Consider the following 16,068-nt stretch of genomic DNA (forward strand, 5'->3'; position numbering starts at 1 on the left):
CTTACTCCTAGACGTTATGCTTTAACAGCTGGTTTTACGATTACGTTGCCACCGATAGCACCAGGTACTGCACCTTTGATAAGAAGCAGATTGCGCTCAGCGTCAACACGTACGATCTCTAGGTTTTGAGTCGTTACACGCTCAGCACCCATGTGACCAGCCATTTTTTTGCCTTTAAACACGCGACCTGGAGTTTGACATTGGCCAATTGAACCCGGAGCACGGTGAGACAAAGAGTTACCGTGAGTCATATCTTGAGTACGGAAGTTCCAGCGCTTAACAGCACCTTGGAAACCTTTACCCTTAGAAGTACCAGTAACGTCTACTTTTTTGATTTCATTGAAAAGTTCTACGTTTAGCTCAGCGCCAACTTCGAACTCTTCACCGTTTTCTAAACGGAATTCCCAAAGACCGCGGCCTGCTTCAACACCTGCTTTCGCAAAGTGACCAGCTTCAGGCTTAGATACACGGTTAGCTTTCTTAGAACCTGCAGTTACTTGGATTGCAGAGTAACCATCGTTTTCAAGTGTACGTACTTGAGCAACACGGTTAGCTTCAACCTCAACAACTGTTACAGGAATAGAAACGCCTTCTTCGGTAAATACGCGGGTCATACCCACTTTACGACCGACTAGACCAATCATTATTTCTTCTCCCTTAACCTAGGCTGATTTGAACATCAACGCCAGCAGCAAGATCTAAACGCATCAATGCATCAACAGTTTTGTCTGTTGGTTCAACGATGTCGATTAAACGCTTGTGAGTACGAATTTCGTACTGGTCACGTGCGTCTTTGTTGACGTGAGGAGAAATAAGAACAGTGAAACGCTCTTTACGAGTAGGAAGTGGGATAGGACCACGAACCTGTGCGCCGGTGCGCTTTGCTGTTTCAACGATTTCCGCAGTAGACTGGTCGATTAGACGATAATCGAAAGCCTTTAGGCGGATACGAATACGTTGGTTCTGCATGAGACAGAGCTCCAATTTAATTAATTACACAAACAATATCGCCACTCAACTGCGTAAATTCGCAGGAATGCCGATTGATTTATGTGAAACCGTAGTGCCCTAATTGGGTACATTGTCAGTTAATTTTGATCAGATACTACTTAACTAAATACCAATCGATAGATATAAATAGTTAGGTAACTAGGTAACTAATTTTATTAACTGCGAACATAAGCTGAGTATACATTATGGTTAATCACCGAATAATCTCTTAAAGATTAAGAGTGTTAACGCGAATCCTCGCTGCTCATTGGTTCACAACTGGCTTAACCAGAGCCGTGCATTATACAGATCACAAAACGCTATGCAAGCACTGTTTGAAAATTAATCGAGAAAAGGAAATACGCGATACGAGATACGAGATACGAGATACGAGATACGAGATACGAGATACGAGATACGAGATACGAGATACGAGATACGAGATACGAGATACGAGATAATTTTAGCGCCAGATACAAAAAAGGGAAGCCTAAGCTCCCCTTCTTTTATTAGTACTAACGGTTGTTAGCTATCAGCAATTAAGCGATAACTTTAGCAACAACACCAGCACCAACTGTACGGCCACCTTCACGGATAGCGAAACGTAGACCTTCGTCCATCGCGATTGGTGCGATTAGAGTAACAGTCATTTGTACGTTATCACCAGGCATTACCATTTCAACACCTTCTGGTAGTTGAATGTCGCCAGTTACGTCAGTTGTACGGAAGTAGAACTGTGGACGGTAACCTTTGAAGAATGGAGTGTGGCGACCACCTTCGTCTTTAGAAAGTACGTATACTTCTGATTCAAAAGTTGTGTGTGGGTTGATTGACTTAGGAGCTGCTAGTACTTGACCACGCTCTACGTCATCACGCTTAGTACCACGTAGAAGTGCACCAACGTTCTCACCCGCACGACCTTCGTCTAGAAGCTTACGGAACATTTCAACACCAGTACATGTCGTTACTGTAGTGTCTTTGATACCAACGATTTCTACTTCGTCACCTACGCGTAGGATACCACGCTCGATACGACCAGTTACAACCGTACCACGACCTTGGATTGAGAACACGTCTTCAATTGGTAGTAGGAATGGTTGGTCTACTGCACGCTCTGGCTCTGGGATGTAGTTGTCTAGCGCTTCTGCTAGTTCAACGATTTTCGCTTCCCATTGCTCTTCACCGTTTAGGGCACCTAGAGCTGAACCTTGGATTACTGGTAGATCATCACCTGGGAAGTCGTACTCAGAAAGAAGTTCACGAACTTCCATTTCAACTAGTTCTAGAAGCTCTTCATCATCAACCATGTCACATTTGTTCATGAATACGATGATGTAAGGGATACCAACTTGGCGACCAAGTAGGATGTGCTCACGAGTTTGAGGCATTGGACCGTCAGTTGCCGCAACAACTAGGATACCACCGTCCATTTGCGCAGCACCAGTGATCATGTTTTTAACATAATCTGCGTGTCCTGGGCAGTCTACGTGTGCGTAGTGACGAGATGGAGTATCGTACTCTACGTGAGAAGTAGCGATTGTGATACCGCGCTCACGCTCTTCTGGAGCGTTATCGATTGATGCGAAGTCACGAGCTGCACCGCCGTACACTTTAGCAAGTGTAGTACAGATAGCTGCAGTAAGAGTTGTTTTACCGTGGTCAACGTGGCCGATAGTACCAACGTTTACGTGCGGTTTCGTACGTTCAAATTTTTCTTTAGACACAATCGTGTTCCTTCCTAGTTATGATTCGTTTTGACAAAGTTAGAGTCAAAACGCGCCAGAATTTGCTATTTTATGCGTCAATTTTCATCAACGCAATAGATTCATGGTCTAAGAAGCGGATCTCTTTAAAAAAGATCCACTTATTACACCTTAACCGCGCTCTGCAATGATTGCTTCAGCAACATTTTTCGGCACTTCAGCATACTCAGAGAATTCCATTGAGTATGATGCACGACCTTGAGTTGCAGAACGTAAGTCGGTTGCGTAACCAAACATCACAGATAAAGGTACTTGAGCTCGGATAATTTTCAAGCCGCCATAACCCTCTTCCATGCCTTCAATGATGCCGCGGCGACGGTTTAGGTCACCAACCACATCCCCCATCCAATCTTCAGGGGTGGTTACTTCCACTTTCATCATAGGCTCGAGCAGAACAGGTTGTGCTTGCAACGCGCCTTTTTTGAATGCCATTGAGCCAGCAATTTTAAATGCCATCTCATTTGAATCGACATCGTGGTATGAACCATCAAACAAGGTTGCCTTGACATCCAATACAGGATAGCCAGCCAGCACACCATTGTTCATTTGCTCTTCAATACCTTTCGCTACTGAACTGATGTATTCACGAGGAACAGCACCACCCACGATCTCGTCAACAAAAACAAACCCTTCGCCAGGTTCTGATGGTTCAAGTTTAAGCCATACATGACCATATTGACCACGACCACCTGATTGACGAACGAATTTACCTTCAACTTCCGTTTTACCACGAATGGTTTCACGGTATGCCACTTGCGGCTTACCTACGTTACAGTCGACACTGAATTCACGCTTCATGCGGTCAACGATGATATCTAAGTGAAGCTCACCCATACCAGAAATCAAGGTTTGGCCAGTTTCATCATCTGTTTCCACGCGGAAAGATGGGTCTTCTGCAGCAAGTTTGCCTAGGGCAATTGCCATTTTTTCTTGGTCAGCAGTTGAACGCGGTTCTACAGCAATTTGAATAACCGGCTCAGGAAATTCCATGCGCTCTAGGATAACTTTATGGTCAATTGCACATAAAGTGTCACCTGTGGTCACATCTTTTAAGCCGATGGCTGCAGCGATATCACCCGCCAACACTTCTTTAATTTCTTCACGCTTATTTGAGTGCATTTGAACAATACGTCCAAAACGCTCGCGCTTTTGTTTCACCGAGTTATACACGGTATCGCCAGAATTGACTTTACCAGAGTAAACACGCATGAATGTTAATGTACCTACAAACGGGTCAGTTGCGATTTTAAAGGCTAGAGCCGAGAAAGGTTCGTTGTCGTCAGCATGACGTTCAACTTCATTTTCATCTTCGTCCACACCTTTAATTGAAGGTACTTCTGTCGGTGATGGTAGGTAATCGACCACTGCATCGAGAACAGCTTGGACACCTTTGTTTTTGAAGGCTGAACCACAAGTTGCCAATACAATCTCGTTATTCAAAGTACGAGCGCGTAGTGCCTGCTTAATTTCAGCTTCACTTAGCTCTTCACCTTCTAGGTATTTTTCCATCAACTCTTCAGAAGCTTCTGCCGCCGCTTCCACTAGGTGATTTCGCCATTCATCAGCAAGTTCTTGCATATCAGCTGGAATGTCTTCGTAGGTGAAGGTCATGCCTTGATCGGCTTCATTCCAGTTAATCGCTTTCATCTTGATAAGGTCGATGACACCCTTAAACTCTTCTTCCGCACCAATGTTTAATTGGATTGGAACCGGAGTCGCACCAAGACGATTTTTAATTTGGTTAACAACGCGCAAGAAATCTGCACCAGCACGGTCCATTTTGTTCACGAACACTAGACGAGGTACGTGATATTTGTCCGCTTGACGCCATACAGTTTCAGACTGAGGTTCAACACCAGATGATCCACAAAAAACAACCACTGCACCATCAAGCACACGCAAAGAGCGCTCTACTTCGATCGTAAAGTCAACGTGTCCAGGGGTATCAATGATATTGACGCGATGTTCTTCGAATTGTGCTTCCATACCACGCCAGAATGTCGTAGTAGCAGCAGATGTGATAGTGATACCACGTTCTTGCTCCTGCTCCATCCAGTCCATGGTTGCAGCGCCATCGTGAACTTCACCGATTTTATGAGAAAGGCCTGTGTAGAACAGAATACGCTCAGTTGTGGTTGTTTTACCTGCATCTACGTGCGCACAAATACCGATATTACGGTAGCGCTCAATAGGAGTTTTACGAGCCACGATTGTATCCTCTTACTAAGGGAACCCTTAGGTTGTTCAGACTACCTATCAATAATAATTTGATATCAATAAATAGCAAAAATGTGCTGCGAGAGATCCCGCAGCACAGAAGGTATAACTAACGTTATAGGTTGGAGGCTAAGCCGCCAATTACCAACGGTAGTGTGCGAATGCTTTGTTCGCGTCTGCCATACGGTGAACGTCTTCACGTTTCTTAACAGCAGTACCTTTGTTTTCTGACGCGTCTAGCATTTCAGCTGCAAGACGTTGTGCCATAGATTTTTCACCACGCTTACGCGCAGCTTCAACCAACCAACGCATAGCAAGCGCGTTACGGCGAACCGGACGTACTTCTACAGGTACTTGGTAAGTTGAACCACCCACACGGCGAGATTTAACTTCTACCGCTGGACGTACATTTTCAAGAGCTTCTTCAAATACAGCTAAGTGATCTTTACCAGATTTCTCAGCCATAGTATCTAGTGCAGTGTAAACAATTTTTTCAGCAGTTGATTTCTTACCATCAACCATAAGGATGTTTACAAATTTTGCCAGCAATTCAGATTTGAATTTAGGATCTGGAAGGATCTTACGCTGACCAATTACGCGACGACGTGGCATGGATGTTTCTCCGTTGTCTTCTTCAGGTTATCCAAAACTTTTCAGTTTCATCAAAATACAATAATTGTAGTGTTTGGCCTTACTTAACGCTTTCTGTTAAATGACAGAATAGCTATTAAGACTTAGGACGTTTAACACCATACTTAGAACGACCTTGTTTACGGTCGTTAACGCCAGCACAGTCAAGAGCGCCGCGAACGGTGTGGTAACGCACACCTGGTAAGTCTTTAACACGACCACCACGGATTAGAACAACTGAGTGCTCTTGAAGGTTGTGACCTTCACCGCCGATGTATGAAGTAACTTCAAAGCCGTTAGTTAGACGAACACGACATACTTTACGTAATGCTGAGTTCGGTTTTTTAGGAGTAGTAGTATATACGCGAGTACATACACCACGTTTTTGTGGACACGCCTCTAGTGCTGGCACGTTGCTTTTAACAACTTGCTTTACACGTGGCTTGCGTACCAACTGGTTAATAGTTGCCATTAAATAGCTCCTGATTTTACGAAAATAAGCTTGTGAAAAATCTAATCCTTATCTAACTGATATGAGTATGCAGCGAGAAATAAGGACGCGAAATTTTATTCATCAAGGGTGGGTGTGTCAAGAAATATACAATCTTGTGAGGGAGTTTTTTTAGCTTTAAACAAAATAACAGGAAAATATTAGCGCTTTATAGCCATGTCATCGATTGAACGTGCTGCTCAGTCAAGCCAACAAACCCTACGAAATCAATGCATTGAGCTTGCCAGTGTGGTGATAACCCTACCCCCCTTGCTTCAACGTCTTCACCTAACACCCAGCAACGATCTTGAAGATCATTCGCAGTGAATATGTCCATTTGGGCCTGTACGGCTAAGTAAACCGCATCCTCAACCAATAAAAATGCATCATTTTCTTGGCTCAAGCTGATGGCAGACTGCAATCCTTGCTGAGACTTTATGATATGTAACATTGTGAAGATCCTTTTAAAACGTCATGATCTTTTGGCATTGATGCAGCTTTTCAACCAATGATGGTCTGTCTAACACTTGCACATCAAGCACCAAATCTTTCGCTGACAACTGATAATCTTGCAGTGCCGAGTCACATACATACACATTGTCTATATCATACAAATCAAGCAATTTAAAAGCGGAGATGTAGTCACGAGACAAGATTTTTTCAGGCTGCTGTGATGCCATCAATTGCGTAACACCTGAATCAATAAAAAACACATCAATGTCTTCACAGTAGGCAGAGGCAGCCAATAGTGCATCTAAACCTTCTCGACCTTGGCTAGTTGAATGTGGGTATGAACGGAAAACAAATCCTAAACGCATTAAAATTGCACCACTCTATCTTGTGTTAATAACGCTTCAGCCAAGCCACCTAGCCCAGCAAGTTCAAACCCTTTAGCGGTATTACTGGCATCGAGAGCATGTGTGTTTGCTTCATTAGCATCCACGATGCCCCGGCGCAACGATGCAGCAACGCAAGACTCTAAACGTACATGATGTTGCTGGCTTAACTGCTGCCAAGCTTTAGTAAGATCGAATTCATCATTCGCCGGCAATACCAAACTTGATGCATTATGCACCCCGTCTTGATAAAAAAACACACTCACTAATTGATGGCCTTTTTCAATAAGAGCACACGCAAACTGGTAGGCATGACGGGCGGACTGACTGCCATACACCGAACCATTAACAACTAGGCTGTATGTCAAAGAGGGAGAGGTACTCACTTCTCACCATCCTCGATTTTACGTTGGCGAATATAAAGGTATACCGTGTGTTTCGAAATATTAAGACGATCTGCAACCCGATTGATGGCATCTTTAATATCAAAAATACCTTTGTCATACAGATCCATAACGATCTGACGGTTTTTCGTATTGTTTGAAACGGTTTTATCCGCATTGATCTCTTCAATGGTGCGTTCAACGGTTTGGTCCACCAGCTCTTCCACATCACTGGCAAAGTTGACCGATGATGCCGCTTCTTCCGCTTCTGCGGTTGGCATAAAGGCATGTAAGACTTGCGAAAATGGTGCATCTAAATTGATATTAATACACAGCAGGCCAATCACGCGTTGCTCACCATTGCGAATGGCAATCGTGATCGATTTCATCAATACACCACCTTTAGCACGCGTGAAATAAGAGCGTGAAAAGTTACGTTGAGAACCTTCGATGTCTTTCAGCATTTTGAGTGCTAAATCAGTAATAGGCGATCCCACTTGGCGACCAGTATTCTCACCGTTAGCAATTTTAATGGCTGATGTATTTAGGTCTTCAAGCGAGTGCAGCACGATCTCACAATAGCTACCGATTAAACTTGCCAGACCATCCACGACCGCTTCATAGGAATGAAGGATAAACTTATCCTGTTCAGTAAAAGGCAACACATGGACAGATTCCATTTCTAACAATGCTTCAGAATGCATTACTTCAGATTGACTCACAGGCACCTCTTGCTACTTTCCTGATTAAATCGCCGATAAATCACCCAGCAGAACGCTGAACAATTAAACAAATTAACGTAAGTTTATCAGAAAATTTGAAATAGGTATGACTCTAACCGCATTATGATGATTTAGAACAAATTTCATTGGTTATTTTTGTATCCAAGTCTTCAGCCTCAACCTTCACAGGGTATAAAAAAGGCCCATCACTAAGATGAGCCTCTTGATCACACCAAAAACAAATTATTTTGCTGCTGGCGCTTCTGCAGATTTCACTGACATTAACTCAATTTCAAATACCAATGTTGAGTTTGCAGGAATGGTTGGCGTGTCTTGTTCGCCGTACGCTAATTCTGGCGGGATAACCACTTTGTATTTAGAGCCGACTTTCATTAACTGAACCGCTTCCGTCCAGCCAGGGATCACGCGGTTAAGCGGGAAAGTTGCCGGTTCGTTACGATCGTATGAGCTATCGAATTTAGTACCATCAACCAGTGTACCTTCGTAGTTCACTACCACTGTATCGGTGGCTTTTGGAGAAATGCCGTCGCCCTCTTTCTCAACTTTGTAAAGAATGCCAGATTCTGTTTTCTTCACCCCGTCTTCTTTTTCGAAGTTAGCACGGAACTCATCGCCTTCTTTTTTCGCTGCGGCAGCTTTCTCTGCGGCTTGAGCTTGCATCTTCTCAGACACACGCTTATCTAGCTCTTGCAGTGCTTGGTGCGTTTCTTCTTCACTCATACCTGCTTTGTTCGTAAATACATCTTCAATACCTTTAAGCACGATATCTTTATCTAGGTTGATACCAATTTCTGCTGGTTTCTCAATGCTTGTGTTTAGGTAGTTTGCGAATGAAACACCGATTGCGTACGCTGCTTTTTCATCATCCGTTTTGTACAGTGTTGATGCTGCAGCAGACTGAGCTTGTTCTGCTTGAGGCGCAGCTTGTTGTGCATCTGTAGATTCTTCTTTCTGACAGCCAACTGCTAATAAAACAGTTGCAGCTAACAGCGATACTTTAAAAATCGGTTTCATTAACTTCTCCAGCATGATGGCGAGCCATCGATTTTATTTAGGAATTTAATTGTAACTGTATTTAAAAACTTTCCTACTTCTATCAACAAAATAGTATTGTTGGAAAGTTTTCTTCACCTTAGCCCATATTTAGTAGGATGGTGATCGTATTGTTACCCTATCATGGGTTTCTTTATGCTCTTGTTAGCTGACCGTTTTTTTTTCTTAAAGTTCAACCAAGTGCATAAAAATTTGTAAATCGAGCAAATGTTAGCTCAGAAACTCTCTGTTTTTACTATCACGCTTCAATACTCTCTGAGCTTTCAGGTATACTGCATGCATTATTGAGACCGATATAGTGAACAACATGCATTCAAACAACCTTGAACTTGAGCTAAAACAACGCATTGATGATCTGGAATGCCAAGTGGCGTTTCAAGAACAAACCATTAATGAACTGAATGATGCATTAAGCCAACAGCAAATTTTGATTTCTCGCATGCAAGATCAAATGAAATTTGTCGTGTCTAAAGTCAAAAACTTAGACACATCGAACCTTGCTGACCCTTCCGAAGAAACTCCACCACCGCATTATTAATTCAAGACTTTGATGGTTTTTCGAAATAAGCGATGAAATCAATATCTAAACAGAATACAAAAACGCCAACTTATTTCAGTTGGCGTTTTTATTGAATCAAAGATTAGTGAGAGCAGCCGCAGCCACCGTTTCCATCACAACCTTCTTTTTTCTCTTCATGACCGTGGCCGCCACAGCAATCACCGTCGTGATCATGGTGATGATGACCACCCGCTTGATGTACGTGACCGTGTGCAATTTCTTCATCAGAAGCCGCACGAACAGCAACCACTTCAACATCAAATGTGAGTGTTTGACCTGCTAGCATGTGGTTACCGTCAACCACCACTTCGTCACCGTCCACTTCGGTAATTTCTACCGGGATTTGACCTTGGTCTGTGTCTGCTAGGAAACGCATGCCAACTTCAATTTCATCCACACCGTGGAATACGTTAGCCGGTACACGTTGAACTAAACCTTCGTTGTGCTCACCGTAAGCGTCTTCTGGAGCAATAGTCGCTGTGAATTTGTCACCAGCCGCTTTACCTTCTAGCTCTTTTTCCAAACCTGTAATTAGGTTGTTGTGGCCGTGTAGGTAATCTAATGGTGCATCAACCGTTGACTGATCAACAACCACACCATCTTCCACTTTCACTTGATATGCCAAGCTAACAACAACGTTTTTTTCAATTTTCATATTCGCTCCAAATTCAGATTAAGCGTGAGAATGTGAGCACTTAATCTCTATGTGCAAGATAATGGGGATAAGCGCGCTAGATTTCAATCTATCAGTCGATTATTTTTCAGCGTAGAGGTAAAACCGTGTTCACTATTCGCTTCATTCTGGCTTGAAGATGCCTATCAACTGGTCAGATTGTCTTGGTGTGTTTTCGATTGCTTTCGCGGTCGCTTGTTCTACCTTTTGTTCAACATAGTCGCACTCGACACATTCCACCACTTCAATGTCATTTTGTTCCCACACGCGCAGACTATCGGTTTGTTCACATAACGGACATTTAGCGCCGGCAATAAATCGTTTTCTCATGTCTCTTCCTAATATTGTCTCAACCAATATACCTAAGTCACTTGGGTATACAGCCTTTAATCCCAATCATGCTGCGTTTTTCTATCGCTTTCCATTTCTCGGTCAAAGATCTCTTCCAATTCTTTACGCGCCTCTTTCGCCCCAATTCCCACCTCTTTATCTTCAGTATGTTGAGGAAGCAGATCTTTTAACATGGTGGTATCGAGTTTTCTAAAGTGCGCTTCCGCTCGTTTGGCTTGATAAGGATGCATACCCAATTCGGTCAACACTTGACGCCCTAAATCCAACGCCCCCAAGAAAGTTTCGCGAGAAAACAGAGTGACACCAGTATTCATCAATTGATAGGCTTCCACTCGACTTCGTGCTCGAGCTAACACTTTTAGATTCGGAAAGTGCTGTTTACACAATTCGGCAATCTTCAACACTTCTTCCGGTGAATCGGTACAAATCGCGATCGCTTCCGCTTGTTCAGCCCCTGCCGCTCGCAGTAAATCAAGTTGGGTCGCATCACCGTAATACACTTTATAGCCAAACTTACGCAACAGTTGGATTTGGCTGGCATCACTTTCCAAAATAGTAATACGAATTTTATTAGCATAGAGCAAACGACCAACCACTTGCCCAAATCGCCCAAAGCCTGCCACTATCACGCGCGGCTCTTCATTAATCACATCTGATTTCATCTCGTCATTGAGATTAATAGTGCGGCTAAACCACTTCTGCTGCACCAACAAAATAAGCGGTGTGGTCATCATGGATAAGCTCACCACGACCAGCAAGGTTGAGGTCATTTGCTCTCCCAACAGTCCGTGGCCTTTTGCCGCGGTGAATAAAACAAAAGCAAATTCTCCACCTTGGCTCAATATGGCAGCCATACGGCTCCGCGCTTTAGGTCGCGTTCCCATTAAACGTGCCAATAAATACAAAATCAGCCCTTTAATGGTGACTAATGCCACCACCGCAGCCAATATTTTGATCGGGTATAACGTCAGTAACTCTAAGTTGACCGCCATACCAACCGACATAAAAAACAACCCAAGCAATAAACCTTTAAACGGTTCAATGGCACTTTCAAGCTCATGACGATACTCACTTTCCGCCAGTAAAACCCCGGCTAGGAAAGTACCGAGCGCCATGGAAAGCCCTAGTTGGTCCATCAGCACGGAAATACCAATCACTAAGAGCAAGGCCGCGACCGTAAACAATTCGCGAACACCGCTTAACACCACATAGCGAAATATAGGACGAAGAAGATAGTGACCACCCACTAATAACGCAGCAATGCCACCAATCATCCACACTGCATCGAGCCAATCACCACCGACATTTCCCGCCAACAAGGGCAGAAGCGCCAACATAGGGATCACAGCAATATCTTGGAAAAGGAGAACCGCAAAGCCCGATTGTCCGGTTTCGGTTCGCGCTAGCCCTTGCTCCTCAATGACTCGTAGAGCAATCGCCGTCGAAGATAACGCCAAGCCCATACCAACCACTAAGCTATTTTGCCAACCAACGCCGAGCATATTCACAATGGCAGAAATCACCAATGTCGTGGCTAAAACTTGTGCGCCCCCTAAACCTAAAATGGGCATTCGCATTTGCCATAATTTCTTGGGGTTCAATTCCAAGCCGATCAAAAACAGCAGCAGCACCACCCCAAGCTCGGAAAAATGCATGACGCTATCCACATCACTGATCAACCCCAAGCCCCAAGGGCCAATCACAATACCCGCAAGTAAATAGCCAAGTACAGAGCCTAATCCGAAGCGTTGCGCCAAAGGCACGGCAATCACCGCAGCCGATAAGAACACCACACCACTTTCTAAAAAATCAATTGTTGCTGAAACCATGGTGCATCCTTTCTATTTCTTTATCGAACCTGAATTTTTTATCGAATCTGACGGGTTGTTCGAGTCAAACGAAGCCGCCATATCCAAAGGATGATTCAACCAAGCGCGATACACTTCCGCATGCTCAATCCGTTCCGCTTGTTTTACATTACGCGCCCAATACAGCACTAACGGCTCCATCCAATGCATTTGACATAACTTGGCCGTCAACTCAAACGGCTGCAATATTTGCTCTAAAGGGTATTGGTTATAGCCGTGTATGGAAAACGCCTCTTTTGATCCACCCGTGGTGATCACACTGCGCCAATATTTACCTTTCAGCGCCGCGCCTTGTCCGAACGCGAAACCTTTACCCAAAACCGTATCCATCCATTCTTTCATTAACGCAGGACAAGAATACATAAACAGAGGATGCTGAAACACGATCACATCGTGTTCAAGCAGCAAGCGGTGTTCGGCAGCCACATCAATAAAAAAATCGGGATAGCGTGCATAGAGATCGTGAACAGTGACGTGAGACAGCCCCTGAATGGCTTTCAGTAAGGTTTGATTGGCAACAGAATTTTCAGGATCGGGGTGCGCGTAGATAAGTAGAATCCGAGGTTTATCGCTCCCCTCGTAAGATGAATGTGACGATGTTTGGTGAGTCTGTGCCATCCTAGCCCCTCTATTATCAATAAAAACAGATAACAGTGAAAAAGTCCTTAACAACTTCATCATATCTTATACCCAAGTGACTTCAAAATGCAGAATTCAGAGCTGTCATCCAAGTCTTTAAACAAGAAAGATTTGTATAGGAATGTGAATCACCTTTCAAACGAATCTGACGCAGTGTAAAGGCTTGGATGAAGCTCCCGAAGGGCAAGCTAAAACAAGCTTTATGCGGCGTTAAATTAAATAGAGATAGAATAGCTATGATCAAATTCAATTTGCCTTGCCTAAAACTTGTTTTAATCTTGCTGAAACTAGCATCTTGAAGTTACTTGGGTATAAATTGCATAATGATCGACATTTATCCTTGAAACCCCTAATATTCCTACCCCAGTGAAGAACCCGAAAACACTTCACTTCAGTCGATGATTTCCAACCCCAAACCTAACTAAGATCCTTATGATTATATTCTCAGATATCCAATTACTGCGCGGCGGCAAACCTTTATTAGAACAAGCCTCTGCAACGATTCATCCCGGTGACAAAGTAGGTCTAGTTGGAAAAAACGGCTGTGGTAAATCAACCTTGTTTGCCCTTTTGAAAGATGAGCTCTCGATTGATGCGGGTAATTTTCAAATGCCAACTCATTGGGAGTTAGCTTGGGTTGCTCAAGAAACGCCAGCATTAGAGCGCGCCGCTTTAGAATACGTGATTGATGGCGACCGAGAATATCGCCAACTCGAATCCGAGCTCGCCGCTGCAGAACAAGCTGACGACGGCACTTTAGTGGCAGAATTGCACGGCAAACTCGAAACCGTTGGCGGCTACACCATCAAATCACGCGCCGCAGAGTTACTGAATGGCCTCGGGTTTAGCCAAGAGCAAATGCAGTGGAACCTCACTCAATTTTCGGGTGGTTGGCGTATGCGTTTGAACTTGGCGCAGGCGCTATTGTGTCGTTCTGATTTACTTCTGCTCGATGAACCGACCAACCACTTAGATTTAGACGCCGTACTGTGGCTAGAAAAGTGGCTGCAAAATTACCCAGGCACCTTGATTCTGATCTCGCACGACCGTGATTTCCTCGACCCAATTGTCGGGCGTATCATTCATGTCGAAAACCAGTTATTGAATGAATACACCGGCAACTATTCTTCGTTTGAAAATCAACGCGCACAAAAACTCATGCAACAACAAGCCATGTATGTGAAGCAACAAAAGCAAATGGCACACATGCAGAGCTACATCGACCGTTTCCGTTACAAAGCCTCGAAAGCACGACAAGCGCAAAGCCGAATTAAAGCCTTAGAGAAAATGGAAAAAGTGCTCCCGGCGCAATTTGATAACCCATTCAGTTTTGAATTTCGTGAACCTGCGGCTTTGCCAAACCCAATCATCATGATGGATCAAGTCTCCGCCGGTTACGGTGACAACCTGATCTTAAAACACATTCGCTTAAATTTAGTGCCGGGCAGCCGCATTGGTTTACTCGGTCGCAATGGCGCGGGTAAATCGACTTTAATCAAATTACTCTCCGGTGAGCTAAAACCACAAGGTGGCGATCTCACCTATTCGCAAGGAGTGAAAATTGGCTACTTTGCTCAGCACCAATTGGAAACCTTGCACCCAGAAGAAACGCCATTACAACACATGATGCAAATCGCGCCGAATCACACCGAACAACAACTGCGAGACTACTTAGGCAGCTTTGGGTTTATTGGTGATAAAGCGCTAGATAAAGTCGCGCCGTTTTCTGGCGGTGAAAAAGCCCGTTTAGTTCTCGCTTTAGTCGTGTGGCAAAAACCCAACTTACTTTTGCTCGATGAACCGACCAACCACTTGGATCTCGACATGCGCCAAGCACTGACGATGGCACTGCAAACTTTTGAGGGCGCAATGGTTATCGTCAGTCACGACCGTTACTTATTGCGCGCGACCACCGATGATCTTTACCTCGTGGATGACAAACAAGTGGTGCCATTTGATGGTGACTTAGGCGATTACTACAAATGGCTCACCGAGCAACAAAAGCAAGATAAGAAAGACGCACAAGAGACCAGCAGCAACGAGCCAAGCCAGAATAGCGCTGCCGCTCGTAAAGAACAAAAGCGTTTAGAGGCAGAATTACGTAAACAAACGGCACCAATTCGCAAAAAGCTGACACAACTCGAAGAGAAAATGGACAAAATCAGTGCACAATTAGCTGATGCTGAACAAGAATTGAGTGATGTTTCTCTCTATCAAGACGAAAATAAGTCTAAGCTTACACAAGTATTAGCTACACAGGCCGCCAGCAAGTCTCAACTTGAAGAGATTGAAATGGAATGGATGACATTACAAGAAGAACTGGACACTTTAAGCTCATAATATGACCGACTATCAACCGCTGCCCTTAACCTTTGAACGCTTATGGCAATTTAGTTTGCAGCACTACGGTGTGCGTGAAATTAAAGAAGCCTGTTTGCACCTGCAAAACCAATATAACGGTAAGGTCAACTTAGTCTTATTACTAAAATGGTTAGATGAACATCAACTGTCATTATCAGAACAGCAGTGGGAACAATTGGATTCCGCCATAGAGCGCACTGAAGGATTACTTGAACAATTTCGCTATTATCGCCGTAAAGCCAAACCACACTTGCCCGATACCCTTTACCGCGAGTCACTACAATTTGAACTGCAATTAGAGCGTCAGCAACAATCCGACTTGGTGCATTGCATTAATCAAATGACGTTATCCGACAAAGTCACAACGCCGATGACGCATGTTTATTGCCAAGAGCTCGGCGCGACTCACTTATGTGACATTTTCTTCAACACCAAGAAAAGCGAAAAATGATGAGCGCTCAATAACACGAAAACTCATCTTCATGAGCATTTCCATTTCCAACATCTCTCAT

General features: G+C 44.0%; 18 protein-coding genes. 3 read left to right on the plus strand and 15 right to left on the minus strand.

The window, feature by feature from the left end; all coding sequences use genetic code 11:
- Window positions 1-14 precede the first annotated feature (14 nt).
- The 11 genes from rplC to fkpA all read right to left on the minus strand — a co-directional run bounded on the left by rplC (window position 15) and on the right by fkpA (window position 9,066).
- Window positions 15-644 (minus strand): 50S ribosomal protein L3, encoded by a 630-nt coding sequence (rplC, locus tag Vgang_RS10855; protein WP_105903563.1) that lies wholly within the window; start codon window positions 642-644, stop codon window positions 15-17.
- Window positions 645-657: 13 nt separating this feature from the next.
- Complete coding sequence (gene rpsJ / locus Vgang_RS10860; RefSeq protein WP_086982059.1) at window positions 658-969, minus strand: 30S ribosomal protein S10; 312 nt, start codon at window positions 967-969, stop codon at window positions 658-660.
- A gap of 560 nt (window positions 970-1,529) precedes the next feature.
- Window positions 1,530-2,714 (minus strand): elongation factor Tu, encoded by a 1,185-nt coding sequence (gene tuf, locus Vgang_RS10865; protein ID WP_264923430.1) that lies wholly within the window; start codon window positions 2,712-2,714, stop codon window positions 1,530-1,532.
- 150 nt (window positions 2,715-2,864) lie between these two features.
- Window positions 2,865-4,961, minus strand: a complete 2,097-nt coding sequence (fusA, locus tag Vgang_RS10870) for an elongation factor G (RefSeq protein ID WP_105902909.1) — start codon at window positions 4,959-4,961, stop codon at window positions 2,865-2,867.
- Window positions 4,962-5,111: 150 nt separating this feature from the next.
- The gene (gene rpsG, locus Vgang_RS10875; RefSeq protein WP_045957025.1) at window positions 5,112-5,582 is read right to left on the minus strand and encodes a 30S ribosomal protein S7; all 471 of its coding nucleotides are present in this window, start codon (window positions 5,580-5,582) and stop codon (window positions 5,112-5,114) included.
- 115 nt (window positions 5,583-5,697) lie between these two features.
- Window positions 5,698-6,072 (minus strand): 30S ribosomal protein S12, encoded by a 375-nt coding sequence (gene rpsL, locus Vgang_RS10880; protein WP_004737194.1) that lies wholly within the window; start codon window positions 6,070-6,072, stop codon window positions 5,698-5,700.
- Window positions 6,073-6,259: 187 nt separating this feature from the next.
- A complete protein-coding gene (gene tusB, locus Vgang_RS10885) occupies window positions 6,260-6,541 on the minus strand; it encodes a sulfurtransferase complex subunit TusB (protein WP_105902908.1) in 282 nt (93 codons plus the stop codon).
- A gap of 13 nt (window positions 6,542-6,554) precedes the next feature.
- Window positions 6,555-6,908 carry a sulfurtransferase complex subunit TusC gene (gene tusC, locus Vgang_RS10890; protein WP_105902907.1) on the minus strand — a complete coding sequence of 118 codons (354 nt, stop codon included), beginning with the start codon at window positions 6,906-6,908 and terminating at the stop codon, window positions 6,555-6,557.
- Window positions 6,908-7,312, minus strand: coding sequence for a sulfurtransferase complex subunit TusD (gene tusD / locus Vgang_RS10895; RefSeq protein WP_105902906.1), 405 nt, complete (start codon window positions 7,310-7,312; stop codon window positions 6,908-6,910). Before tusD ends, tusC begins: the two co-directional genes overlap by 1 nt.
- Window positions 7,309-8,013, minus strand: a complete 705-nt coding sequence (locus Vgang_RS10900; RefSeq protein WP_211294088.1) for a helix-turn-helix transcriptional regulator — start codon at window positions 8,011-8,013, stop codon at window positions 7,309-7,311. The genes tusD and Vgang_RS10900 overlap by 4 nt, the downstream gene beginning before the upstream one ends.
- 261 nt (window positions 8,014-8,274) lie before the next feature.
- On the minus strand, window positions 8,275-9,066 hold the full coding sequence (fkpA, locus tag Vgang_RS10905) for an FKBP-type peptidyl-prolyl cis-trans isomerase (RefSeq protein WP_105902905.1): 792 nt from the start codon (window positions 9,064-9,066) through the stop codon (window positions 8,275-8,277).
- 346 nt (window positions 9,067-9,412) lie between these two features.
- Here fkpA and Vgang_RS10910 point away from each other — a divergent pair, with 346 nt between their 5' ends.
- Complete coding sequence (locus tag Vgang_RS10910; protein WP_105902904.1) at window positions 9,413-9,643, plus strand: SlyX family protein; 231 nt, start codon at window positions 9,413-9,415, stop codon at window positions 9,641-9,643.
- Window positions 9,644-9,746: 103 nt separating this feature from the next.
- Here the strand turns inward: Vgang_RS10910 and slyD are convergent, their stop codons facing one another.
- From slyD to kefG, 4 genes are all read right to left on the minus strand, one after another.
- Entirely contained in the window at window positions 9,747-10,319 is a 573-nt protein-coding gene (gene slyD, locus Vgang_RS10915) for a peptidylprolyl isomerase (protein ID WP_105902903.1), read from the minus strand.
- Window positions 10,320-10,460: 141 nt separating this feature from the next.
- Entirely contained in the window at window positions 10,461-10,667 is a 207-nt protein-coding gene (locus Vgang_RS10920; RefSeq protein WP_105902902.1) for a YheV family putative zinc ribbon protein, read from the minus strand.
- A 56-nt stretch (window positions 10,668-10,723) separates the two neighbouring features.
- Window positions 10,724-12,517, minus strand: coding sequence for a glutathione-regulated potassium-efflux system protein KefB (gene kefB, locus Vgang_RS10925; RefSeq protein ID WP_105902901.1), 1,794 nt, complete (start codon window positions 12,515-12,517; stop codon window positions 10,724-10,726).
- Between the two features lie 12 nt (window positions 12,518-12,529).
- On the minus strand, window positions 12,530-13,174 hold the full coding sequence (gene kefG / locus Vgang_RS10930) for a glutathione-regulated potassium-efflux system ancillary protein KefG (RefSeq protein ID WP_105902900.1): 645 nt from the start codon (window positions 13,172-13,174) through the stop codon (window positions 12,530-12,532).
- Between the two features lie 453 nt (window positions 13,175-13,627).
- On the opposite strand from kefG, the gene Vgang_RS10935 reads away from it, so the two are divergent.
- Window positions 13,628-15,535 (plus strand): ABC transporter ATP-binding protein, encoded by a 1,908-nt coding sequence (locus tag Vgang_RS10935; protein ID WP_105902899.1) that lies wholly within the window; start codon window positions 13,628-13,630, stop codon window positions 15,533-15,535.
- A 1-nt stretch (window position 15,536) separates the two neighbouring features.
- Window positions 15,537-16,007: a TIGR02444 family protein gene (locus Vgang_RS10940; protein ID WP_105902898.1), complete on the plus strand. Its 471-nt coding sequence runs from the start codon at window positions 15,537-15,539 to the stop codon at window positions 16,005-16,007.
- The last annotated feature ends 61 nt before the right edge of the window (window positions 16,008-16,068 follow it).

The sequence above is a fragment of the Vibrio gangliei genome (genome assembly GCF_026001925.1).
Taxonomy (GTDB): domain Bacteria; phylum Pseudomonadota; class Gammaproteobacteria; order Enterobacterales; family Vibrionaceae; genus Vibrio; species Vibrio gangliei.